Genomic DNA, 21,692 nt, shown 5'->3' with positions numbered 1-21,692 from the left:
GTACTGAGCATCCCGTATCAGGTGAAAGCATGCAGTTAGAAGATATCCGGATTTTTGTAACCATCGTGAATATGGGAAGTTTTACGGCAGCGGCGGAGCATCTGCAGTTGTCGAAACAATATGTCAGCCGAAGAGTGGCGGCGCTGGAAAAAAAAGTCGCCGCTCGTCTGCTGGTACGCAATACCCGCAAGCTGTCGGTGACGGATACGGGGCAGGTCTTTTTCCACCACGCGCAGCGCATCCTGGAAGAGGTACATGAAGCCGAACAGGTCATCTCCTCCCGCCAGCAAAAGCTAACCGGTTCCTATCGTATTAGCCTGCCGATGATCTATGGCGTCCGCCGGCTGGCTCCTTTGGTTGTTGAATTTCAGACCGCGCACCCGGAGCTGTCGATACATATCGATATGAGTGATCATTACGTCGATGTGGTGGGGGAGGGCTACGATATGGTGCTGCGCATTGGCAACCTGATGGACTCCACGCTGATTGCCCGCTGTCTGGGGAAACTGGCGATGGTGGTCTGTGCCAGCCCGGACTATCTTAAGACCCACGGCGCTCCTCGCTCTGGTGCCGATCTTATCCGCCACAACTGCCTGTTATACGGGCGTGAAGGCCAGGTGGGCTGGAAATTAAAATCAGATGGTACAGTGAACACATTTGCGGTGCGGGGAAGTCTTAGCAGCAACAATGGCGAAGTGATCCGTGATGCCGCAGAAGCGGGTGTTGGCGTGGCGCTTCTGCCAGCATTTATTGTGGAAGAGTCGCTGCGGCAGGGGACGCTGGTGCAGATATTGGCGGAGGATTCGCCACCGCCGCTGACGCTCAGCGCGCTCTATCCCAGACATCGGCAAAATAGCGCTGTCACCCGGGTCTTATTATCGTTCCTCGCAGAACGAGTGGCCGGGATAGTCGATGAGGTCGAGAAAGATAAAACTGAAAATTACCTGGGTTATCATCCAGAATGAGCCTGAGCGCCATTCTGGATGCATAACTGATCACTCCGCTGTCGTTTGCGCCAGGGCTTTAAATACACAGGCTACCGCGTGAGCACCAGGATCCATATTGCCCGCCAGGCTTTCACTGTTCAGATAGGATGCACGTCCCGCGTTGGCTTTGGTGGCCTGGCTGGTGGCATCCGCTCCGGCCTGGGCCGCACGGTATGCGGCATCCAGATCCCCTGGCTGCTGTGCCAGCGACTCCAGCGCGGGCTGTAGCGCATCTATCAGCGTGCGATCGCCAAGGTCTGCGCCGCCGTAAAATTTCATTTGCGCAAGGCCTGACTGCAATGCAGTGACCAGCGATTTTCCTTCATGAATGGCCTGACCTGCTGCCGTAAAGAAGATGGACATCAGCACACCGCTTGAGCCACCCATCACGACCGTTAAGCGTTCTCCCGTCAGCGCACACAGCGTATCCAGTTCAGCCAGCGGGAGTTGATGCTGTCGCAGCAGCCTGGCGATTTCGCGAGCCCCGGCTGCAAAGGTGGAGCCGGTATCGCCATCGCCCACTTTGGCGTCAAGGGCATTGAGTTCGCTTTCCAGCCCTGACAGTGTCGCGGTAATCGTGTCGACGCAGTGCCCGACCTGCGCATTTTCTGAAGGTGTAAAGGCGACCCTGGCGCTTTTGATTTCGCAGGGCATCGTTGCCTGCTGACGAAGGCGCACCGGCGGCAGCCAGCCTGCGGTTTTCACCTCTGAAAGCAACGCTTTTTCAATGCCTTCTTCCATGACCATGACGGTAATGGAAAAACCTTTCATATCCAGGGCGCTAACCAGTGGCGCGGGGCCGGTTAACCATTCGGTACGCGTGGCCAGCGGGCCGGATGTCAGCTCTCGGGTGATTATCGCCATTTCGGTGACGGATACCCCGCCCAGATTATTGAGCATCACCATCAGTCGGCCGGTATCCGGTAGTACGGCGATGATTTTATCGACCATCAGGCGCACGATTTCGGCGCTGTTTTGTGTGTTAACCACGATGGCGCCAGGCTCGCCGTGGATCCCCATCCCCAGCTCCGCCTGGCCAGGATGATGACGAACGTTATCCTGCGGATTGGCTGGCAGATGGCAGCTTGAGATAGCCACTCCGATGCTGAATACCCGCGCCATTGCCATCCGGGCTTCGCGAGCGACCGTATCCAGGTTACTGCCGGTTTCCGCGAAATAGCCTGCGACTTTGTGGATCAGGATGGTGCCGGCAATCCCCCGTGGGTGTTTGTTATCAGGCAGAGAGATATCATCGCCAACAATCACCATTTCCACTTTGTAACCCATGCGGCGGGCTTTTTCCGCTGCCAGGCCAAAGTTCAGACGGTCTCCGGTGTAGTTTTTAACGATAAGCAGGCAGCCTGCGTCGCCAGTCACGGCCTGAATTGCCGTTAGCACCGCATCAACGCTTGGGGAAGCGAATAAATCGCCGCACACTGCCGCTGTGAGCATCCCTTTTCCGACAAAACCGATATGGGCCGGTTCGTGTCCGGCACCACCCCCGGAGATCACCGCTACCCGGGATTTGTCCAGATCGCGACGGACGACAATGCGGATTGCAGGGTCTGTGTCCAGTCGGGCGAGGTTATTCCATGGGCTGGCGACGATCGCCCCTTCAATTGCGTCATTAACGAGGTTTTCGCGTTGGTTATAGAAAAATTGCGACATAACAGTTTCCTGAGCTTAAGGTGTGGCACGTCTGCACAGCGAGCTGCGCAGCGCGTGTCAGGGAGTAAACGGAGCGTTACTGTCTGGTATCCAGACGGTCTAACGTGAGCAAGTCGCCATCGTGAGGCGCATCAAAGGCATCACCCTGTTGGCACAGCCAGGGAATACCGGCTTCTCTGGCGATGATCGCGCCGTGGGCTAATGGGCTGCCGTGACGCAGGCAGATAGCGGCGGCGTTGCCCGCGTCCAGTTGCAATACCACCGATGGGTAAATATCGTCCGCGATAAGGATCGTGCGGTGATGCAGGCAGGGGACGTTATCGGGGGTATCTGTCAGATGCCCCAGCGTGCGGTGCATGATGTCTTCCACATCGATATAACGCGCCTGCAAGTAGTCATCATCCAGTTCGCGGTACTGCTGGCTGAGAGCCATCATGGTCTGTTGCCAGGCTCGCTCGGCGCTGCATTTCTGCTGGCGTAATCGCTCACCGACGCTTTTCAACAGCTCGGGATCGTCGAGCAGGGTATGCTGACCAGAGAAAATAGCGGCGATATCGTCCGTATATTTTTCTGCCGCCAGGTGAGTCAGGCTAATGAGATCGTCCAGAGTATGGCTCACCGCTATTTTCAGACGACGACATTCGTTATCCTGCGTACCCTCGGGGATGTCATCAAATGAATAATGAACGGGCCGGTAGTGCAGTACCTGGCCGCTGGCTTTTGTCCGGGAGGCGTGCGCGCTTTCTGGCAGCGTTTCTGTATGCCCGCGTTCGCCAAAATTATCCGCTGCCAGCGCCTGAAAAGCCGCCAGCGCTTCTGCGGCCTGAGAGCCTTTGGCAATCAGGCGCACCCGATCGTGGCAGCGTACCTTTAACAGGGCAATTTGATTGATGCTATCTGGTTTTACGCATTTCCCCTCTTTTTCCAGTAGCAGCGCAGCATCAAACCCGCTGAGACCTGCAATCAACCGGGCGGCAGGGCGAACGTGCAGGCCGTTCGGGTTATTAATCTCAACCGTAACGGACTGCGCCTGCGCGTCACTCTCGTCACTCACTTCCAACGAGTCCGCATTCTGGCGCTCCTCATACAGAGGAAAACCGAGCTGGATACGCTTTGCCTGTAAAGCACTTTGCGCGTCTTCAATCACCTTATCGATACTCGCACCGCTGGCGGCGCTGACCGTGGCGGCCAGCGCGCCTTCCACCAGTGGGGCCGGACATAAATGAACGCGTGCGGCAATGTCTGCGTCCAGCAGGTCGAGCGCGGTTTCGGCGCTCAGCAGCGCGCTACCGATATCCATCAATACCAGAATGGCATCCGCGTCCGCCACGGAGAGGATCGCTTCCATTACTTTTATTGGGTCTGTGCCGATAGGATTCGTGGGATCATCAATGCCAGCGGCGATAGCCAGTTTACAGCGATCGTCTCTTAACATCTGGCGAGCCAGTTCTCCAACGCCCTGACCCAGCTGGGCACTGTGCGACACAATTACCAGGTTTACCATCGCCTTATCCTCTATTACGCTTTAGCCGCAGCCAGCAGCATTTGCACCATAAACAGCGCCGACGTTGCTCCTGGATCCTGATGGCCGATACTGCGTTCCCCCAGATAGCTGGCACGGCCTTTACGTGCCTGCATGGTGATGGTGGATTGCGCGGACTGCTGTGCGACTTCGCAGGCTGCTTCCAGCGCGGCTATCATGGATAAATGTTGTTCGCTGGCCTGACGAAGCGACTCGGCAACCGGTAGCCAGACGTCACACATCGTTTTGTCACCGCGTTCTGCTTTACCCCGGCTCACCACGCCATCCGCACCTTCGCGGATCATCAAATAAAGCTCATCGACGTTGAGATTCTGACGCGCCTGAGTCACCTGGGCTGCCCGGATAAAAAAGGTACCTAACAGAGGGCCGCTGGCGCCACCGACGTTGGAAAGCAGCACCATGCCCGTGTTCTTTAAAATAAATCCAATGTCTTTGTCGGCAATGGAAGGCAGCTTTTCCACGACTTTGTCAAAGCCCCGGTGCATATTCAGGCCGTGATCGGCATCGCCAATCTCTCTGTCCAGGCCGGTAAGAAAATCGCATTGGGTGGTAAAAATATCGCCGCAACGGTAGAGCCAGTCGACAATATTATTTTTGTTCAATGACATAGCAGGTCTCCTTAGTGACCCCAGTTAAAGGATGGGGTGTGAACCGGCGCATCCCACAGGGCGAGGGTATCCGTATCGGCTTTCAGCAACGTGATAGAAAAGCCGGACATATCAAGCGATGTGCACCAGGAGCCGATCAGGTTGCGCGCAATCGTTATTCCTGCGGTATCGCACAGCGTTTCAAGGCGGTTATAGACGCCATAGAGTTCCGAAAGTGGGGTTGCGCCGAGATTATTGACCATCGCAATGACCTGATCCCCTTTCTGTAATGGCTGTTTTGTCTGTACGACTTCCTGCCAGTTTCCATTGACAGGATCCCACTGGCGCAACGTGCGGCTGTAATTACCATTCTCCAGCAGGGTGCTGAACATGGCGTCAACGGTATCATCCAGTGAGGTGAATGGACGTCGGTCAATACCCGGTTCTCCGTGGATCCCCACGCCAAACTCCATTTCATTCTCACTGAGTTCGAACGACGGTTTTCCGGCGGCAGGAACGGTACATGCGCCGAGTGCAATCCCGATAGAGTGGCCCTGGTTATTGAGCCTGCGACCCAGAGCGGCGCAGGCGTCCAGGGTATCGCCTCGTTCAGCCGCCGCACCGACCAGTTTCTCAATCAACACGGTATTGGCTACTCCGCGCCGACCGGCGGTATACAGGCTGTCTTTTACGGCGACGTCATCATCGACCACAACCGTGGTGACTTTTATGCCGCTTTCGTGCAGTAGTTCGGTTGCGGTTTCGAAATTCAGGATATCGCCGGTATAGTTTTTGATAATCAACAGTACCCCTTCGCCGCCATCAATATGCATTGCGCACTCAAACATTTTATCCGGCGTCGGCGAGGTAAATATTTCACCAGGACACGCGCCACTTAGCATCCCCTTACCAATAAACCCGCAGTGCATCGGTTCATGACCACTGCCGCCGCCGGAGAGCAGGGCAACTTTACCCGTCACCGGGGCATCTGCCCGCGTGACATAGACCGGATCCTGGTGCAGTTTCAGTTCCGGGTGGGCTTTCGCCAACCCGGCGAGTTGTTCTGTCAGTACATCTTCCACACGGTTAATCAGTTTTTTCATTATTCGTACTCCGCTGGATATAACAGGGCCACATGAGGGCCCGGTGTAGGGGTTCGGTTGGGTAGTGACGTATCCACTATCACGACCGATGAAGAGATTCTCCCCTGGTGGGTAAAAAAGAAAATCCCTGGGAATTTTGGTTTCATGTCGGAACATCATCAGGAAAAAATGTTTCGTAATGGAACGTAATTAATGAATTGCCGGTGAAACTGAGACGCCGGACAATATTTTTAGCCACGTCTCTGCGGCTGAACGGAGCATGCTGAAGGGGGAGAAACGTTTATTTTGGCGAGATGGTGGTCAAAATAGTGGAGAGGCAGAATTATTTGTCGGGGAGTAATGTGAAGGTCATACCGACGGGGATCGCAAACCTGATATATTGTCGCCATTAATGTTTCGTTATGAAACGTTGCCTCTGAAATTTCGTTCCGTTGTGAAACGAAAAGGTGAAGCATTTTTTTGTTCTATACCCGCTCTAAAGTGAGTGCTACCGCGTCGGTCGCGCTTAACCACTCATTGAATAACGCATGAGTGAGCGCTGTCCGGCGTCATCATAGAAACGAGTGCAATGTGAGGGTGTAGAGAATGCTACAAGTTATTCAATCTCCGGCAAAATATCTTCAGGGGCCTGATGCATCAGCGTTGTTCGGTCAATATGCAAAAAATCTGGCGGACAGTTTTTTTGTGATTGCTGATGATTTTGTTATGAAACTGGCCGGTGACAAAGTACTGAATGGCCTGCATGAAAACGGGATCAGTTGTCATGCTGAACGTTTTAATGGTGAATGCAGCCATGCAGAAATCAATCGCCTTGGCGCGATTGCACAACAGAAAGGCTGCAAAGGCGTGGTTGGGATCGGCGGCGGGAAAACCCTCGATACGGCAAAAGCCATTGGTTATTACCATAAACTGCCGGTGGTGGTTATTCCGACCATTGCGTCTACGGATGCGCCAACCAGTGCGCTGTCGGTCATCTATACCGAAGCGGGTGAGTTTGAAGAGTATCTTATCTACCCGAAAAACCCCGATATGGTGGTGATGGATACAGCGATTATCGCCAAAGCCCCTGTGCGTTTGCTGGTTTCTGGTATGGGGGATGCGCTTTCAACCTGGTTTGAAGCTAAAGCCTGCTACGACGCACGGGCGGTTAGCATGGCTGGGGGGCAATCTACGGCGGCGGCGCTGAGTCTTGCCCGTTTGTGTTACGACACCTTGCTGGCAGAAGGCGAAAAAGCGCGCCTGGCCGCCGAAGCCGGGGTCGTCACCCCCGCACTGGAACGTATTGTGGAAGCGAATACCTATCTGAGCGGTATTGGCTTCGAAAGTAGTGGCCTGGCGGCGGCTCACGCTATCCATAATGGTTTCACTATCCTTGAAGAGTGTCACCATCTGTACCACGGGGAAAAAGTCGCTTTCGGAACGCTGGCTCAACTGGTGCTGCAAAACAGCCCGATGGATGAAATTGAAACGGTACTCAATTTCTGCCAGAAAGTCGGTTTGCCGATGACGCTGTCTGAGATGGGCGTTAAAGAGGGCATCGAAGAGAAAATTCTCGCCGTGGCGAAGGCGACCTGCGCGGAAGGCGAAACTATCCACAACATGCCTTTCCCGGTGAGCCCGGAGAGCGTTTATGGCGCGATTCTGACGGCCGATCGCCTGGGCGCTCAGTGGCTGGCGGCTCACTAAACATTTCCGCTGGCCGTTAATCCGGTCAGCGTACCACCTGCGTTGTGGTTTTCCCCTGGTTCTGCGGTGACGGCGCCAGGGGTTGTTGTTTTTATGGATGTTCTTTTTCAGGCACGTAAAGAAGGGGGTTATATCGGTTATGACCATGCAAAACGAGCACGTTGAGCAGGCGCTGACGTCGTTTATTGCCCAGTCCTGGCACCGCTGCGGGAAGATGATGAAACGTGAAGCCTGGAGCACGCCGCATCAGGCTCAGGGGGTGACGTTTCAGTCGATTAGCCGACGCAAGACCACGCTGTTAACGATTGGTCAGGCTGCGCTGGAGGATGCGTGGGAGTATATGGATGGTCGGCCGTGTGCCCTGTTTATTCTGGATGAGTCCGCCTGTATTCTCAGCCGTTGCGGCCACCCGGAGACTCTTGAAGATCTGGATTTACTGGGTTTCCATGCGGGCAGTTACTGCGCTGAGAGCATCATCGGCACCTGTTCCTTGTCTTTAGCCTCAATGATGGGACAGCCGGTAAAAACCCTGGGTGAACAGCATTTTAAACAGGCGTTATTCCCGTGGGCATTCTGTTCCACCCCCATATTTGATAACAACGGTCGGTTATTTGGCTCCATTGCCCTGTGTTGCCGGGCAGAAGAGTCGGGAGTGGCCGATCTTTCGCTGACTCTGGCGATGGCCAGAGAGGTCGGCAATTCGTTGCTCACGGATAGTTTGCTGGCGGAGTCCAACCGCCATCTCAACCAAATGTACGGCCTGCTCGAAAGTATGGACGACGGGGTGATGGCGTGGAATGAGCAGGGAATATTGCAGTTTCTCAACCCTCAGGCGGCGCGGTTATTACATCTGGACGCTCAGACATGTCAGGGGAAAAATATTAACGATCTGGTCACGCTACCAGCACTGCTGCGACGCGCCGTTAAACAGGCGCGATCCTTGAGTCACGCAGAGGTCACGTTCGAGAGCCAGCACCAGTTTGTTGATGCGGTCATCACTCTGAAACCGATTGTCGAAGCCCAGGGAACCAGCTTCATTCTGCTATTGCATCCCGTAGAACAGATGCGGCAGTTGATGACAAGCCAACTGGGTAAGGTCAGCCATACTTTTTCTCAGATGTCTGCGGACGATGCGGAAACCCGCCGGTTGATTCACTTTGGCCGTCAGGCGGCCCGGGGTAATTTCCCGGTACTGATGTGCGGGGAGGAAGGGGTTGGCAAGGAGTTAATCGCCCAGGCCATTCATAACGAAAGCGAGCGAGCCGCCGGGCCATTTATCGCCGTGAACTGTCAATTGTATGCTGATAATGCCCCTGGAGTAGATTTTATGGGCAGCAGTGCGACGGAAGAAGAAAATGGGCGTTTAAGTCGTCTTGAACTGGCAACGGGCGGAACACTGTTTCTGGAGAAGATTGAATATCTGGCACCGGAGCTACAATCCATCTTGCTTCAGGTGATTAAGCAGGGGGTGGTGACACGTTTAGATGCGCGGCGGCTGATACCGGTCGACGTTAAAGTGATCGCCACAACGACCACGGATCTGGGAAATCTGGTGGAGCAAAACCGCTTTAGTCGCCAGCTCTATTATGCTTTGCATTCGTTTGAAATCAGCATTCCACCGTTGCGTGAACGGCGTAACAGTATCCCCGCATTGGTACATAGCCGGTTGCGTACCCTGGAGCGGCGTTTTTCATCCCGGCTGAAAGTGGATGACGATGCGCTGGCACATCTGGTGGCGTACTCCTGGCCGGGAAATGATTTCGAGCTGAACAGTATCGTTGAAAATATTGCCATCAGCAGCGAGCATGGGCATATCAGGTTGAGTAATCTGCCTGGTTGGCTGTTCAGTGAGCACCCTGCGGTGACGACAAACAGTGCGCTCATGCCTGCCAGTATGAGTATTTCGGCCATAGAGAAGGAAGCGATTATTCACGCCGCCAGAGTAACCGGCGGGCGCGTACAGGAGATGTCCCATCTGCTGAATATTGGCCGCACTACGCTTTGGCGAAAAATGAAGCAGTTTGATATTGATGCCAGCCAGTTTAAGCATCGGCACCAGGATTGACAGGCGCTTCAGGCAAGCACTCTGCGACGTGCAAATGCGCCTTCGAGTTACTGAGAGCCCGCGCAATGCGGTCGCCACCGGGTTAGCGTATCGATGCGCTGAGTCATCTTTATTTGAATATCGAAACATATAAATATTGCAATGTTTCGATGTTGGGCTTACTCTGTATTCCATCACTGGCGGGCAATGTTGCTCGCTCAGGAATCTCGCTATATGGAATACGTAATGGAAAATGCCGCACTTTTCACCCCGTTAAAACTGGGTGCCTTCACCTTAAAAAATCGCATCGCCCTCCCGCCGCTGACCCGCTCCCGCAGCAGCCAGCCAGGTAACATCGCCAACGATCTTATGGCGGAATATTATGCCCAGCGAAGCAGCGCGGGATTTATGGTCAGCGAAGGGACGCAGATCGAGCCACGCGGTCAGGGCTATGCCTGGACGCCGGGTATTTACACACCGGAGCAGATTGCTGGCTGGAAAAAAGTGACCGAACGGGTGCACCAGCGAGGGGGCGTAATTTTTGCGCAACTGTGGCATGTTGGCCGTGTGTCTCATACTTCACTTCAGCCCGGAGAAGGGATGCCGGTCGCGCCGTCTGCCATTCCGGCGACTAATGTTAAAGTGTTTATCGAAACCGGGCCGGGTACTGGTGCGCTGGCGGAACCGTCGGCTCCGCGCGCACTGAGCACTGATGAAGTTCGGGAACTGGTTGCGCTATATGCCGCTGCTGCCCGTAACGCCATGGCGGCAGGTTTTGATGGCGTCGAACTGCATGCGGCAAACGGATATCTGATTAATCAATTTATGTCGGTGCATACCAATCAGCGTGACGATATTTACGGCGGCTCCCTTGATAATCGCCTGCGCTTCCTTCGTGAAGTGACTCAGGCGGTTATTGATGTGGCGGGTAAAGATCGCGTTGGGGTGCGTTTCGCGCCGCTGTTTGAAAGCACTGCGGAAGATCGTGTCTATCTCGGTCTGGTGGAGCCTGACCCGTTTACCACCTATATCGAAGCGGCAAAACAGCTCAACCAACTGGGTATTGCCTACCTGTCTATTGCTGAAGCTGACTGGGATAACGCCCCGGATCTGCCGACACACTTCTGCGAAGCGCTGCGTGAAACTTACCAGGGTGTGCTGATGTACGCAGGAAAATATACCGCAGAGAAAGCGAATCGCATGCTGAAGGCCGGGCTTGGCGATTTGTTCGGTTTTGGCCGCACGTTTATTGCAAACCCGGATTTGCCGGCCAGAATTGCGCATAACTGGCCGCTAAATCCGGCAGACCGCAACACCCTGTTTGGCGGTGGCGTCGCGGGCTATACGGATTACCCGGAATATCTTGCCAGGTAAGGGTTATGCGGGCGGCGATGGTCGCCCGCATTGACTTTTACAGGCGCTCTCCCTAATGTACAGCTCACATTCATTGCCGTAGCCAGCCTGATGCCGCTAAATACTGACGATATTCTGAAAGCGATTTCCAACCCGACACGCCGGGAGATCCTGCACTGGTTGCGCGACCCGGCCGGTAACTTTGCCGGGTATCCGCATCTGCTGGATCCTCAGCAGGATGGCGTATGCGCCAGTTTTATCCAGGATAAAACGGCGCTGTCGCAGCCGACAATCTCCTCGCACCTCAGCAAACTGCAAAAAGCAGGGCTGCTGACCAGCAAGAAGGTTGCCACCTGGACATACTACAAGCGCAATGAGCAAGTCATCGCCCGGTTTCTTGCCGCACTGGAAGAGTCACTGTAAAACGCCTCAACGGCGAATTACAGTTCCGTCTGGTTTTTCCCCTCTTCGATAAAGGCCTCGTCGAGTTCTTCTGCGTTGCCTTCATGATCCCGCCCTGAGAAGAGATTCCAGCTTGCGAGGAACAGTGCCGCAATCAACGGGCCGATGACGAAGCCATTAATGCCGTAAATCTCCATGCCGCCGAGGGTGGTTATCAGGATCAGATAATCCGGCATTTTGGTATCTTTCCCCACCAGCAGCGGGCGCAGAATGTTGTCCACCAGGCCTACGATAATCACGAAGAATCCGACAATAAACAGCCCTTGCCAAAGCTGATGCGTGGCGAAGAGGAAAATTGCGGCAGGTACCCAGACGATTGCCGAGCCCACGGCGGGCACCAGCGACAGAAACGCCATCAATGCGCCCCACAGAATACTGCCATCAATCCCGACGATGGCAAAGGCGATACCGCCCAGCGCCCCCTGGACAATGGCAACCACAGCGGTGCCTTTTACTGTCGCCCGGGTGACGCCGACGAATTTGGCAAACAGATGCTGTTTTACAAAATCCGACAGCGGCAGGGAGTGCAGAATCTGGTTTACCAGATACGGCCCATCTTTCAGCAGGAAAAAGAGCAGATAAAGCATGATGCCAAAACTGATGGCAAAGCCGAAGGTGCCTTTCCCAATCAGGAAGGCGCTGCCGGCAAGGTATTGCCCGCCCTGTAATGCCGCCTCGGAGAGCTTTTTCTGGATTTGCGCTGCGTCATCCAGGTTGTGTTCCGTCAGGAATCCACGCGCCCAGTCGGGGAGATGCGAAAACAGGGTGGCGACCACTTCCGGGAATTGTGTGTTGTTCTGCTGGAGTTTGCTGTACACCACGTTCAGCTCGAAGGCGAGCGACGACAGAATGACCATTAAAGGGATAAAGACAATCAGGCAGATAATGGCCAGCGTTAACAACGAGGCCATTCCATTGCGATCGCCCAGGGCAAGACGTAATTTGTTTTTCACCGGATAAAAAATAACGGTTAATACCGCCGCCCATAAAATGGCGGAAAAATAGGGCGATAACACATCGAAGAAGGCCCAGGTGACAAGGGCAAGAATGAAGAGAAAGAAACCTTTAGTCAGTCCATTAAATCGCATGAGTAAATCCTGTTGCTGAAAATCTCTATCGACTATAGAACCGCTCAGCGGATTTACCAACCCGTTATATTTATGTTGTCGTCACGTCAGCTAATGTGCATCGACATTGCCTGCTGAATAACCGGAATCGGTGTCAGCAGGTGCTGGCGCATTAATTCACTGGCGCGCGCGGCGTCACGGGCCAGGATAACCTCCGTCAGTTTCTTATGCTGGTGGTGTTTATCCTCCAGCATTTCAACGGACAACACGGTTCTGCGTAGCCAGATAAAACGGTAGCGCGCCGCCAGGTCGAACAGCCTTTCGCGCATTTGCAGCAGATAGTGGGAACCGCACCCGGTCACGATTGCCGTATGAAAAGCCTGATGCCGACGATCCCACTCATCAAGCATATTTTCACTGGCATTGCTGGCTTCCAGTTTGCTGAGCATGTGGGCTCGCGCGAGGATCTCCGCTTCCCAGGCATCATCACCTCGCTCAATGGCCAGGCGCACCAGCATCGCTTCCATATTGGCACGGGCGTCGAAGATATCGAGCAGCTCCTGTTCAGACATCGGGGCGACGTTATAGCCTTTCTGATTGACCACAGTGACCAGCCTTTCCGCGACAAGCTGTGAAAGGGCTTCACGCAGCGGCCCTACGCCAAGGCCGTAGCGTGAGGTCAGCAGGCTCATACGCAATTTTTCATCAGGTTGATAAACGCCGCGAATAATATCGTTTTTCAGCCAGCGGTAGCCATCAATGGCCGTGGGTTGAGGAATGGCGGTCATGGCCTTGCTCCTGTGCAAAAATCCCGGCTCATGCCGGGAGAATACGCTATCGGGTATTTTGTAGTGGCGCTTTTTGCCACAATACCAGTTTTTTCCAACGCGACATAATGGGGACGGTGCAGATTATCCCTATTGCTAATAACCCGGTTGAAATAACCTCTAGCTGCTGCGCCGGGCGGAATAACATAACCACCAGTACGAAAATAATAAAGCCAATCACAAGCCAGGTGAGCCAGGGATAAAGCCACATCCGCAGCCGAATTTCGCCGCCTTCAGCCTGCAAAATTTTGCGCATCCGCAACTGTGAAACGGCAATCACCAGATACACCAGCAAGGCGATTGCGCCGGAACTATCAATCAGGAATTTAAACACTTTCGCCGGTGCGTAATAATTGACCACCACGGTTAAGAATGCCGCTCCGGTGGAGAGCAATACGGCGACATAAGGCGTTTTGCTGCGGTTGGTTTTACCCATTACCGCAGGGGCATCGCCGCGACGGCTCAGGGAATAGAGCATCCTTGATGCGGTATACAGCGCCGAGTTCAGGCAGCTTGTTACCGACAGCAATATCACACAATCCATAATGAGCTTCGCATACGGAATATTCAGTAATTCCAGCACCGAGCGATAAGAGCCCACCGTTTTCAGCCCCGGCATATTCCACGGTATTAACGCCACGACGACAAAGATCGAGCATAAATAGAAGATGGAAATACGCCAGATAACGGAATTGGTCGCCCGTACAATATGTTTGTCCGGCGTGTCGGACTCTGCGGCGGCAATGGTGACAATCTCCGCGCCCATGAAGGAGAACATCGTAATCAACATTGCGCTCAATACAGCGCCAAATCCGTTTGGCATAAAGCCGCCGCTGTCCCACAGCCTGGAGATACCGCTCACTTCCGCGTAGGGATAAAAACCGCTGATGGCCGCCGCGCCGAGCGCGATAAAGGCCAGAATGGCAATCACTTTGCACAGCGCCAGCCAGAACTCAAATTCCCCGTAGTTTTTGACGCTCAGCAAATTACTGCCGGTTAATGCCAGGGTTATCACCAGCGAAAATGCCCAGACAGGCATTCCGGGTACCCACGAATGAAGAATGATTGCCGCGATATTGGCTTCCAGTGGAATAACCAGCACCCAAAACCACCAGTAGAGCCAGCCAATGGTATATCCCGCCCAGCGGCCAATGGCTTTATCGGCGTAAGTGGAAAACGATCCCGTATCGGGTGTGGCGACGGCCATCTCCGCCAGCATTCGCATAATCATCACCACCAGTAAACCGGCGAAAAGATAGGCCAGTAATACTGCCGGGCCCGCTTCGGCGATAGCGACGCTTGAGCCAACAAATAAACTTGCGCCGATAACCCCGGCGATAGACAACATAGTCACGTGGCGTGACTTCAGCCCGCCGCCTAAACCCTGCGATTGCGATAATTGCCCCATCCTGAAACCTCTCGAAAGTGTGTCACCCGGAGAGCGCCCCGACGTTGCGGTGTCGGGGCACGCGTATCGTTGTTATTGGTTTTTAAGTCGAAGAACCGCTCTGTTAATGCGGTCGGTTAATGCGATTTCGCCTCATCAAAACACTCGGCGATGATCCCGAGCCCCTGGCGGATTTGCGCGTCATCGATAGTCAGCGGCACCAGAATGCGCAGCACGTTGTAGTACGGGCCGCAGGAGAGCAAAATCAGCCCTTTATCGCGGGCGCGCGCCACGATGTCGGCGGTTAGTCTGGCGTCAGGTTTGTGATGATCGCCGTCTTCAAATAGCTCAATGGCGATCATCGCCCCCAGCCCGCGAACATCGCCGATCTCAGGGTGTTTTTCGGCAATCGCCAGCAGGCCGTCTTTCAGTTTCTGCCCCAGGTCATTGGCTTTTTGCAGCAGATTTTCCTGCTCAAAAATCTTCAGCACTTCCAGCGCCGCAACGCAGGCGATCGGGTTTCCGGCGTAGGTGCCGCCAAGGCCGCCCGGCGGTACCGCGTCCATGACTTCGGAGCGTCCGGTAACGCCCGCCAGCGGGAAACCGCCCGCAATCGATTTAGCGAAGGTCGTGAGATCGGGCGCCACGCCCATCTGTTCCATAGCAAACAGCGTACCGGTTCGTCCCGCGCCGCTCTGAACTTCATCGGCTATCAGCATGATCCCGTATTCGTCGCACAGCGTGCGCAGGCGTTGCATAAAAGCTGGCGTCGCGGCGTAAAAGCCGCCTTCGCCCTGTACCGGTTCAATGACGATGGCAGCGATATCTTCCGGGGCGGCATCGTTTTTGAAGATGCGATGGATGCTGGCGATTGCATCGTCTTCGCTGATGCCGTGCAGTGCACAGGGGTAAAGGGCGCGATAGACATGTCCTGGCATTAGCCCCATTCCGGCGGAATAAGGGTTGACCTTGCCGGTTAACGCCAGGGTGTAGTGGGTACGGCCGTGATAGGCTCCGCTAAAGGCGATAGTTCCGCTGCGTTTGGTGGCGGCGCGGGCGATTTTCACGGCGTTTTCCACCGCTTCGGAACCGGTTGTCACCAGCAGCGTTTTTTTAGCGAAATCACCGGGTATTTTCTGGTTCATCACTTCGCACAGTTCCAGATACGGCTCATAGGCCAGCACCTGGAAGCAGGTGTGCGACAGCTTTTTCAGTTGCACTTCCACCGCAGAAACAATCTGCGGATGCAGATGACCGGTGTTCAGCACGGCAATTCCGCCCGCAAAATCAAGGTATTCGCGGCCTTCAACGTCCCAGACGCGGCAGTTTTCCGCGCGGTCGGCGAAAATAGGGTGGATCTGACCCACGCCACGGGGAACGGCCTGACTACGGCGCTGCATTAACGCTTTATTGCTGCTCATTCGCTTTCTCCAGTTAAAGACCGATACACATGTATTTGATTTCTAAATAATCTTCGATGCCGTATTTCGAGCCTTCCCGACCCAGACCGGAGGCTTTAATTCCGCCGAACGGGGCCACTTCATTAGAAATGATGCCGGTGTTGATGCCGACAATGCCGTACTCCAGCGCCTCGCCGACGCGGAAAACGCGGCTTAAATCGCGGGCGTAAAAATAGGCGGCAAGGCCAAACTCGGTGTCGTTGGCCTGGGCAATGACATCGGCCTCATCTTTAAAGCGGAACAGGGGAGCCAGTGGGCCGAAGGTCTCTTCTTTAGCCACTTTGGCATCCCTGGGAACATCCACCAGAATGGTGGGCTGGAAGAAATTGCCGCCGAGTTCATGCGCTTTACCGCCTGACAGCACGCGCGCCCCTTTTTCCAGCGCGTCAGTAATATGTTCTTCGACTTTGGCGACCGCTTTTTCATCGATCAGCGGCCCGATGGTGACGCCATTTTTCAGCCCGTCGCCAATTTGCAGTTTGCTTACCGCCTGTTGCAGTTTTTCGGCAAAGCGTTCGTAAACACCGTCCTGCACGTACAAGCGGTTGGCGCAAACGCAGGTTTGCCCGGCGTTGCGGAATTTTGAGGCCAGCGCCCCCTCTACCGCTTTATCGAGGTCGGCATCGTCAAAAACAATAAACGGCGCGTTGCCGCCCAGCTCCAGCGACACTTTTTTGATGTCTTTTGCGCACTGTTCCATCAACTGACGGCCAATCCCGGTCGATCCGGTGAATGACAGCTTACGCACCAGCGGGTTGCTGGTCAGTTCGTTACCCACGGCGCTTGCCGAGCCGGTGACGACGTTAAAGACGCCAGCCGGGATCCCCGCCCGGTTCGCCAGTTCAGCCAGAGCCAGTGCGGAAAATGGCGTCTGGCTTGCCGGCTTCAGCACCATCGTGCAACCTGCCGCCAGCGCCGGGCCTGCCTTGCGGGTGATCATCGCCGCCGGGAAGTTCCACGGTGTGATGGCGGCGGTGACGCCGATAGGCTGCTTAATCACAATCAGACGTTTATCGGCCTGGTGGCCAGGAATGGTGTCGCCGTAGATGCGCTTGCCTTCTTCGGCAAACCACTCGATAAAAGAGGCGGCGTAGCTGATTTCACCTTTGGCTTCCGCCAGCGGTTTACCCTGTTCCAGCGTCATCAGGCGGGCTAAATCGTCCTGGTGCTCCATCATCAGGTTGAACCAGGTTCGTAAAATATTGGCGCGCTCTTTGGCGGTCAGCGCTCGCCAGGCGGGAAGCGCATTATTGGCGGCTTCAATGGCGGCGCGAGTTTCATCGCTACCCATTTTCGGCACGCTGCCCAGTTGTTCACCGCTCGCGGGGTTTGTCACCGCGATGACCTCGCCATTGTCGGCATTGCGCCATTTCCCGTTAATCAATGCCTGCTGACGGAATAAGTTACTGTCGTTAAGTTGCATAGTGACGTCCTGTTTTCAAAGGTTATTGATTAAATGCGGCGTGTAAGGCATCCACACTACGTGCCGCTCGCAGCGTGCGTCCTGGGTTGCTCTGGCTTGCCAACAGCGTTTGTACCTTGCTGACAATGTGCGCACCAATAGGAATTGCTGATGTCGCAGCCGGAGAGGGCGCATTGCAGGTGTGGATCGTGCGGGGCGTGGTGACAAAGAGAAAATCGTCGATAAGCTTGCCGTCTGGCGACACCGCCTGCGCCCGCACACCGGCGGGCCAGGGCTGGAGATCGCTTAAAGAGAGCCCAGGACAGTACTTTTGCACCAGCCGCAGATAGCCGCTTTTGCATAGCGAGTTTTTCATCTCGCCCAATCCTGAGCGTAGATGGTTTTGCAGCACCCGGCGAATACCGGAAGAACCGAGGATCTCCAGCGTGTCGCTCAACGAAAAATCGCGCTTGCGGTAGCCTTCGCGTTTGAAGGCCAGCACGGCGTTTGGCCCGACGGTGACGCTCCCGTCGATCATGCGAGTGAGATGTACGCCAAGAAAAGGCATCGCCGGGTCGGGAACAGGGTAGATAAGGTGGTTGACTATCTGGTTATGCTGCGGCGCGAGGCGGAAATACTCGCCGCGGAACGGGCAGATGATAAAACCCGGCTCGATGCCGAGCATTTTCACCAGCCTGTCGGCCATCAGCCCGGAACAGCTAATCAGCGTTGACGCTTCATACTCCTGCCCCTGGCGGGTACGCACGATCACGCCTGCCGCGTGTTCTTCCAGCGCGCTGACTTCCGCGTTATAGATAATCTCACCGCCTTTGGCCTGAAAGATTTTCGCCATGGCGGCGGTGACTTCCCGGTAGCTGACGATACCGCTGGAAGGCACAAAAATGCCGCCCAGCCCGGTGATATTCGGCTCCCGCTCGTGCAGCGCTTCGGCACTCAGCCACTCGCGCTCGAGGCCATTGGCCGCCGTGCGATCCCAGAGCGCGCGCATTCGTTCCATCTCAAGAGATGAGGTGGCGACCAGCATCTTTCCACAGCTCTCATAGCGAATGCCGTTTTGCGAGCAAAAGGCTTTGGTGGCGCGGTTTCCGGCAAGGCAAAACTGTGCTTTCAGGCTGCCAGGGGTGTAATAGACGCCAGCATGGATCACGCCGCTGTTGTGGCCCGTCTGGTGACAGGCCGGGCCGGGCTCTTTTTCCAGCAACCCAATGCGGGCATCCGGATACACATCAATCAGTTGCATAGCGGTCGACATGCCAATGATGCCGCCGCCAATAATCACAAAATCATACATCCGCTCAATTCCTTCGCGTCTACTGATGCGTCTGGTAGTGGTTTGTGGCGTAAGCGAAATAGCCGCGCTGGCGCATCAGTTCCCGGCGTAGATCCGGATGCGGGGTAAAGCGGTCACGGCCGTGCAACCAGAACAGGTTGTTAATTAACAGGAATTTCCCCACTGGCACCGGTACGGAAAGGATGTTTTTGCTGGTTTCCAGCGCATCGGATAACTCGCTTAACCAGACGCCCTCTTCAAAATCTTTCGGCTGGACGAACTGGTCGATATAGCGCATGACCGGACGACCCTGCTGGTCAACGTCGAACACCGGATGGTAAACATCTTTGCTGACGTTCTTGCTCGGCGGGGCGGCAAAGCGCATGGGGCGACGCGCCAGCGGGTGGCTGAAGTAGTTATCCAGATGTTCCCAGTCATCCAGGTGCAGCAGCAGCGAGTTGCCGCCCGTCATGTTCTGCTCATCAATCTTCATCATCAGCACATAATCGGTTATCTCCTCGACGTAGGTGCCGTCGTTGTGTAACTCCATCACACGGTGCGGTTGGCGCAGGTAGCTGTCTGAGTTATCGACGTTTTTCACTACAAAACGCGCGTAATACTGACCGCTCATCGCATCGAAATTGGAACGGCCAATCAGATGCGCTACCGCCGTTGCCAGCTTCACCATCTCATCTGCCTGCGCGACATCATCGACACCCACCGCATTGATCAACAGCGCACCTTCAGCACGGTTTAGCAGCGTCTTCAACAGCAACGGTTGAAGCTGATTTGCACACAGATCGTCGAGAATTTTGCCTACCCGAAAACGCAGAAATGATTTGTACTCCAGCGCCTGCACGGGCCATTCGGCAACCTGTTCGAGGAACTGTTTGGTCGTCTGTTCGGTGAAGGTGAGTTCCAGCAGACGCGGGGATTGCGCCGACGGGGTGAGGGTGAATCCGCTATAGTCCTGGCCTGAATCGACAGCGTTGTTTTGTACGGCGGTCAGTGCATTCATCAGAAGCGTTCCTCTTGAGGTTTCAGGGAGAGTACGTGATGCTCATTTCGTAGCCATAAGTAAAAAATATCTACATTTTCATGAAGTGTGCACAAAAGAGGTGATTTGTTTTATTTTTGTGATCAAATGCGGCAGGAATTAAACGGGATATTTGTGTGGTTAAAAGTGCTGTCGTGGCCAAACGCACTTAGCGCAAGAGTGAAGAATTCAATTGTATTTTCAGATTGGGTAAAAATGCTTTATGGCTCAGGTGGTAACGCTATGCTGCTGGCTATCACTTCGTGGATGGGTAAGGAAACAGATGAAGCCAACAGTCAGGGGGTTCCTGGTTTTGCCGTTTTTGTTTTCACCGATAGTGGAGGCTGCGGAAAGAATCGACGATTTTAGGCGTATCAGTTTTCATTCACCCAGTAATTCCGGCTTTCGGACTGCCAGTATCCTCACTGTCGGTTTTACGGGGGCAACCGTAACCATGAGCAGCAACCACGAGGCGCTCAACCTCAATGATGTTGTGTTTAGCGTCGCACATGACTGGCTGGAGATTAAGCCTCATTCAGAGGGGCGGGTAACGCTGTATATGAAGCGACAGCCGTTGTTACATGAAAAATCCAACACGTTGACGCTTCATAATCGCAAAACCGGCAACACTCAGCATTATGATTTTAACGTCCATACCTGGCTTGTCGGTGAGGGGGCCATTGATAATAGTTTTACCGCCGCACGCGAGCGCTGTGAACGCAACAGCGGAAGGTTATTAACCACTCGCGAGTTTCGCGACGTCTCGCGGAAATGGTTTGGACTGAGTAAAGGCCAATTGAGCGTCATGTATCCGCAAGCCCGTCTCTTCCACCCACAGGCGCAGGCCGGCGGCAGTTTCTGGGTGCATGAAGCCAAAGCATTGTTCCTGCATACGGGGATTAAAAGTCACCAGAGGGGGATTAATACGATTTGCCGATACGAATATGAAAGCCGTTAGCGTCAGAGCCGTGTTATCGACAATGCATGTTTTGCCGATCTAAGTCCAGGCCCTTATTCGCCCCCTGGTCAGATTTCCGCTATCATCCGCATCCCCTCTTCAGTCAGGCCGCGTAATGTCTACGATTATTGATACCTTTGTTGCTCCGCCGTGCCATCAACAGATAGCGATCCTTTTTCAGGATGAACACCTGCTCCTGATCAATAAACCTTCCGGTCTGCTCAGTCTCTCAGGCAAAAATCCGCAAAACAAAGATTCGGTGCATTACCGTCTGGTGCAGCAATTTCCTGGCTGTACGCTGGTTCATCGCCTCGATTTCGGTACCTCCGGGTTAATGCTCGTCGCGCGTAACAAAGCGATTAACGCCGCCCTGTGTCAGCAGTTCAGCCAGCGCGCCGTGAGCAAGGTTTACACGGCGCTGCTATGCGGTCATCTACAGGATGATGAAGGGGTGATAGATGCCGCGATAGCCAAAGATCCGGCGCTCTTTCCGCGCATGTCGATTAGCGCCAGTCACGGCAAACCGGCGCGTTCGCGATACCGGGTGGTGGAACGTTTTTATCAACAGCAGGAAGCCGGGATCTCACTGCCAGTGACGCGGGTCGAGCTTACCCCGGAAACCGGGCGTACCCATCAGCTACGTATTCACTGCCAGTATCTTGGTCATCCCATTTTAGGTTGCGATCTCTACGGTGGACGCCTGCTGCCGGGCACGGAAGCCATGCCCCGGTTAATGCTTCATGCGAGCGCATTGCATTTTGTTCACCCTGTCAGCAACGCGCCAGTCAGGGCCTGCAACGCCAGCCCGTTCTGAGATGTCAGCATCAACAGG

At 54.7% G+C, this 21,692-nt stretch carries 18 protein-coding genes; 7 read left to right on the top strand and 11 right to left on the bottom strand.

Going from position 1 to position 21,692, the window contains the following annotated elements; all coding sequences use genetic code 11:
• Positions 1-29 precede the first annotated feature (29 nt).
• Positions 30-965: a LysR family transcriptional regulator gene (locus VSR74_RS04840; RefSeq protein ID WP_347793660.1), complete on the top strand. Its 936-nt coding sequence runs from the start codon at positions 30-32 to the stop codon at positions 963-965.
• A 30-nt stretch (positions 966-995) separates the two neighbouring features.
• Here VSR74_RS04840 and VSR74_RS04835 read toward each other — a convergent pair whose 3' ends face one another.
• The 4 genes from VSR74_RS04835 to dhaK form a co-directional block, all read right to left on the bottom strand.
• Positions 996-2,654, bottom strand: coding sequence for a dihydroxyacetone kinase subunit DhaK (locus tag VSR74_RS04835; RefSeq protein WP_347793659.1), 1,659 nt, complete (start codon positions 2,652-2,654; stop codon positions 996-998).
• A gap of 76 nt (positions 2,655-2,730) precedes the next feature.
• Positions 2,731-4,158, bottom strand: a complete 1,428-nt coding sequence (dhaM, locus tag VSR74_RS04830; protein WP_347793658.1) for a dihydroxyacetone kinase phosphoryl donor subunit DhaM — start codon at positions 4,156-4,158, stop codon at positions 2,731-2,733.
• A gap of 14 nt (positions 4,159-4,172) precedes the next feature.
• Positions 4,173-4,805 (bottom strand): dihydroxyacetone kinase subunit DhaL, encoded by a 633-nt coding sequence (gene dhaL / locus VSR74_RS04825; RefSeq protein WP_347793657.1) that lies wholly within the window; start codon positions 4,803-4,805, stop codon positions 4,173-4,175.
• 11 nt (positions 4,806-4,816) lie between these two features.
• On the bottom strand, positions 4,817-5,887 hold the full coding sequence (gene dhaK / locus VSR74_RS04820) for a dihydroxyacetone kinase subunit DhaK (protein WP_347793656.1): 1,071 nt from the start codon (positions 5,885-5,887) through the stop codon (positions 4,817-4,819).
• A 585-nt stretch (positions 5,888-6,472) separates the two neighbouring features.
• On the opposite strand from dhaK, the gene VSR74_RS04815 reads away from it, so the two are divergent.
• The 4 genes from VSR74_RS04815 (at position 6,473) to VSR74_RS04800 (ending at position 11,393) form a co-directional block, all read left to right on the top strand.
• The gene (locus VSR74_RS04815) at positions 6,473-7,573 is read left to right on the top strand and encodes a glycerol dehydrogenase (protein ID WP_347793655.1); all 1,101 of its coding nucleotides are present in this window, start codon (positions 6,473-6,475) and stop codon (positions 7,571-7,573) included.
• 139 nt (positions 7,574-7,712) lie between these two features.
• Entirely contained in the window at positions 7,713-9,638 is a 1,926-nt protein-coding gene (gene dhaR / locus VSR74_RS04810; protein ID WP_347793654.1) for a dihydroxyacetone kinase operon transcriptional regulator DhaR, read from the top strand.
• Positions 9,639-9,863: 225 nt separating this feature from the next.
• Positions 9,864-10,991, top strand: coding sequence for an alkene reductase (locus VSR74_RS04805; RefSeq protein ID WP_347794355.1), 1,128 nt, complete (start codon positions 9,864-9,866; stop codon positions 10,989-10,991).
• A gap of 90 nt (positions 10,992-11,081) precedes the next feature.
• Positions 11,082-11,393: an ArsR/SmtB family transcription factor gene (locus VSR74_RS04800; protein WP_347793653.1), complete on the top strand. Its 312-nt coding sequence runs from the start codon at positions 11,082-11,084 to the stop codon at positions 11,391-11,393.
• A 17-nt stretch (positions 11,394-11,410) separates the two neighbouring features.
• Here VSR74_RS04800 and VSR74_RS04795 read toward each other — a convergent pair whose 3' ends face one another.
• From VSR74_RS04795 to glaH, 7 genes are all read right to left on the bottom strand, one after another.
• Positions 11,411-12,520, bottom strand: a complete 1,110-nt coding sequence (locus VSR74_RS04795) for an AI-2E family transporter (RefSeq protein WP_347793652.1) — start codon at positions 12,518-12,520, stop codon at positions 11,411-11,413.
• 86 nt (positions 12,521-12,606) lie between these two features.
• On the bottom strand, positions 12,607-13,287 hold the full coding sequence (csiR, locus tag VSR74_RS04790) for a DNA-binding transcriptional regulator CsiR (protein WP_347793651.1): 681 nt from the start codon (positions 13,285-13,287) through the stop codon (positions 12,607-12,609).
• Positions 13,288-13,333: 46 nt separating this feature from the next.
• Positions 13,334-14,734, bottom strand: a complete 1,401-nt coding sequence (gene gabP, locus VSR74_RS04785) for a GABA permease (RefSeq protein ID WP_347793650.1) — start codon at positions 14,732-14,734, stop codon at positions 13,334-13,336.
• A gap of 116 nt (positions 14,735-14,850) precedes the next feature.
• Positions 14,851-16,134, bottom strand: coding sequence for a 4-aminobutyrate--2-oxoglutarate transaminase (gabT, locus tag VSR74_RS04780; protein WP_347793649.1), 1,284 nt, complete (start codon positions 16,132-16,134; stop codon positions 14,851-14,853).
• A 13-nt stretch (positions 16,135-16,147) separates the two neighbouring features.
• Positions 16,148-17,596 (bottom strand): NADP-dependent succinate-semialdehyde dehydrogenase, encoded by a 1,449-nt coding sequence (gene gabD, locus VSR74_RS04775; protein ID WP_347793648.1) that lies wholly within the window; start codon positions 17,594-17,596, stop codon positions 16,148-16,150.
• Positions 17,597-17,618: 22 nt separating this feature from the next.
• Entirely contained in the window at positions 17,619-18,887 is a 1,269-nt protein-coding gene (lhgO, locus tag VSR74_RS04770) for an L-2-hydroxyglutarate oxidase (protein WP_347793647.1), read from the bottom strand.
• Between the two features lie 19 nt (positions 18,888-18,906).
• Positions 18,907-19,884, bottom strand: a complete 978-nt coding sequence (gene glaH, locus VSR74_RS04765) for a glutarate dioxygenase GlaH (protein WP_347793646.1) — start codon at positions 19,882-19,884, stop codon at positions 18,907-18,909.
• 301 nt (positions 19,885-20,185) lie between these two features.
• On the opposite strand from glaH, the gene VSR74_RS04760 reads away from it, so the two are divergent.
• Positions 20,186-20,860: a hypothetical protein gene (locus tag VSR74_RS04760; RefSeq protein ID WP_347793645.1), complete on the top strand. Its 675-nt coding sequence runs from the start codon at positions 20,186-20,188 to the stop codon at positions 20,858-20,860.
• 115 nt (positions 20,861-20,975) lie between these two features.
• Entirely contained in the window at positions 20,976-21,674 is a 699-nt protein-coding gene (locus VSR74_RS04755; protein ID WP_347793644.1) for an RluA family pseudouridine synthase, read from the top strand.
• Positions 21,675-21,692 lie beyond the last annotated feature (18 nt).

The organism is Pseudocitrobacter cyperus (assembly GCF_039889165.1).
Classification (GTDB): domain Bacteria; phylum Pseudomonadota; class Gammaproteobacteria; order Enterobacterales; family Enterobacteriaceae; genus Pseudocitrobacter; species Pseudocitrobacter cyperus.
This window is presented reverse-complemented; position numbering and strand designations above follow the sequence as displayed.

Bases quoted from the DNA above. Each gene is read 5' to 3' on its own strand.
- dhaK (WP_347793656.1), bottom strand. From the start codon at position 5,887: ATGAAAAAACTGATTAACCGTGTGGAAGATGTACTGACAGAACAACTC.
- VSR74_RS04755 (WP_347793644.1), top strand. From the start codon at position 20,976: ATGTCTACGATTATTGATACCTTTGTTGCTCCGCCGTGCCATCAACAG.
- gabT (WP_347793649.1), bottom strand. From the start codon at position 16,134: ATGAGCAGCAATAAAGCGTTAATGCAGCGCCGTAGTCAGGCCGTTCCC.
- VSR74_RS04805 (WP_347794355.1), top strand. From the start codon at position 9,864: ATGGAAAATGCCGCACTTTTCACCCCGTTAAAACTGGGTGCCTTCACC.
- csiR (WP_347793651.1), bottom strand. From the start codon at position 13,287: ATGACCGCCATTCCTCAACCCACGGCCATTGATGGCTACCGCTGGCTG.
- dhaR (WP_347793654.1), top strand. From the start codon at position 7,713: ATGACCATGCAAAACGAGCACGTTGAGCAGGCGCTGACGTCGTTTATT.
- gabP (WP_347793650.1), bottom strand. From the start codon at position 14,734: ATGGGGCAATTATCGCAATCGCAGGGTTTAGGCGGCGGGCTGAAGTCA.
- VSR74_RS04815 (WP_347793655.1), top strand. From the start codon at position 6,473: ATGCTACAAGTTATTCAATCTCCGGCAAAATATCTTCAGGGGCCTGAT.
- dhaM (WP_347793658.1), bottom strand. From the start codon at position 4,158: ATGGTAAACCTGGTAATTGTGTCGCACAGTGCCCAGCTGGGTCAGGGC.
- dhaL (WP_347793657.1), bottom strand. From the start codon at position 4,805: ATGTCATTGAACAAAAATAATATTGTCGACTGGCTCTACCGTTGCGGC.
- gabD (WP_347793648.1), bottom strand. From the start codon at position 17,596: ATGCAACTTAACGACAGTAACTTATTCCGTCAGCAGGCATTGATTAAC.
- VSR74_RS04800 (WP_347793653.1), top strand. From the start codon at position 11,082: ATGCCGCTAAATACTGACGATATTCTGAAAGCGATTTCCAACCCGACA.
- glaH (WP_347793646.1), bottom strand. From the start codon at position 19,884: ATGAATGCACTGACCGCCGTACAAAACAACGCTGTCGATTCAGGCCAG.
- VSR74_RS04795 (WP_347793652.1), bottom strand. From the start codon at position 12,520: ATGCGATTTAATGGACTGACTAAAGGTTTCTTTCTCTTCATTCTTGCC.
- VSR74_RS04835 (WP_347793659.1), bottom strand. From the start codon at position 2,654: ATGTCGCAATTTTTCTATAACCAACGCGAAAACCTCGTTAATGACGCA.
- VSR74_RS04760 (WP_347793645.1), top strand. From the start codon at position 20,186: ATGAAGCCAACAGTCAGGGGGTTCCTGGTTTTGCCGTTTTTGTTTTCA.
- VSR74_RS04840 (WP_347793660.1), top strand. From the start codon at position 30: ATGCAGTTAGAAGATATCCGGATTTTTGTAACCATCGTGAATATGGGA.
- lhgO (WP_347793647.1), bottom strand. From the start codon at position 18,887: ATGTATGATTTTGTGATTATTGGCGGCGGCATCATTGGCATGTCGACC.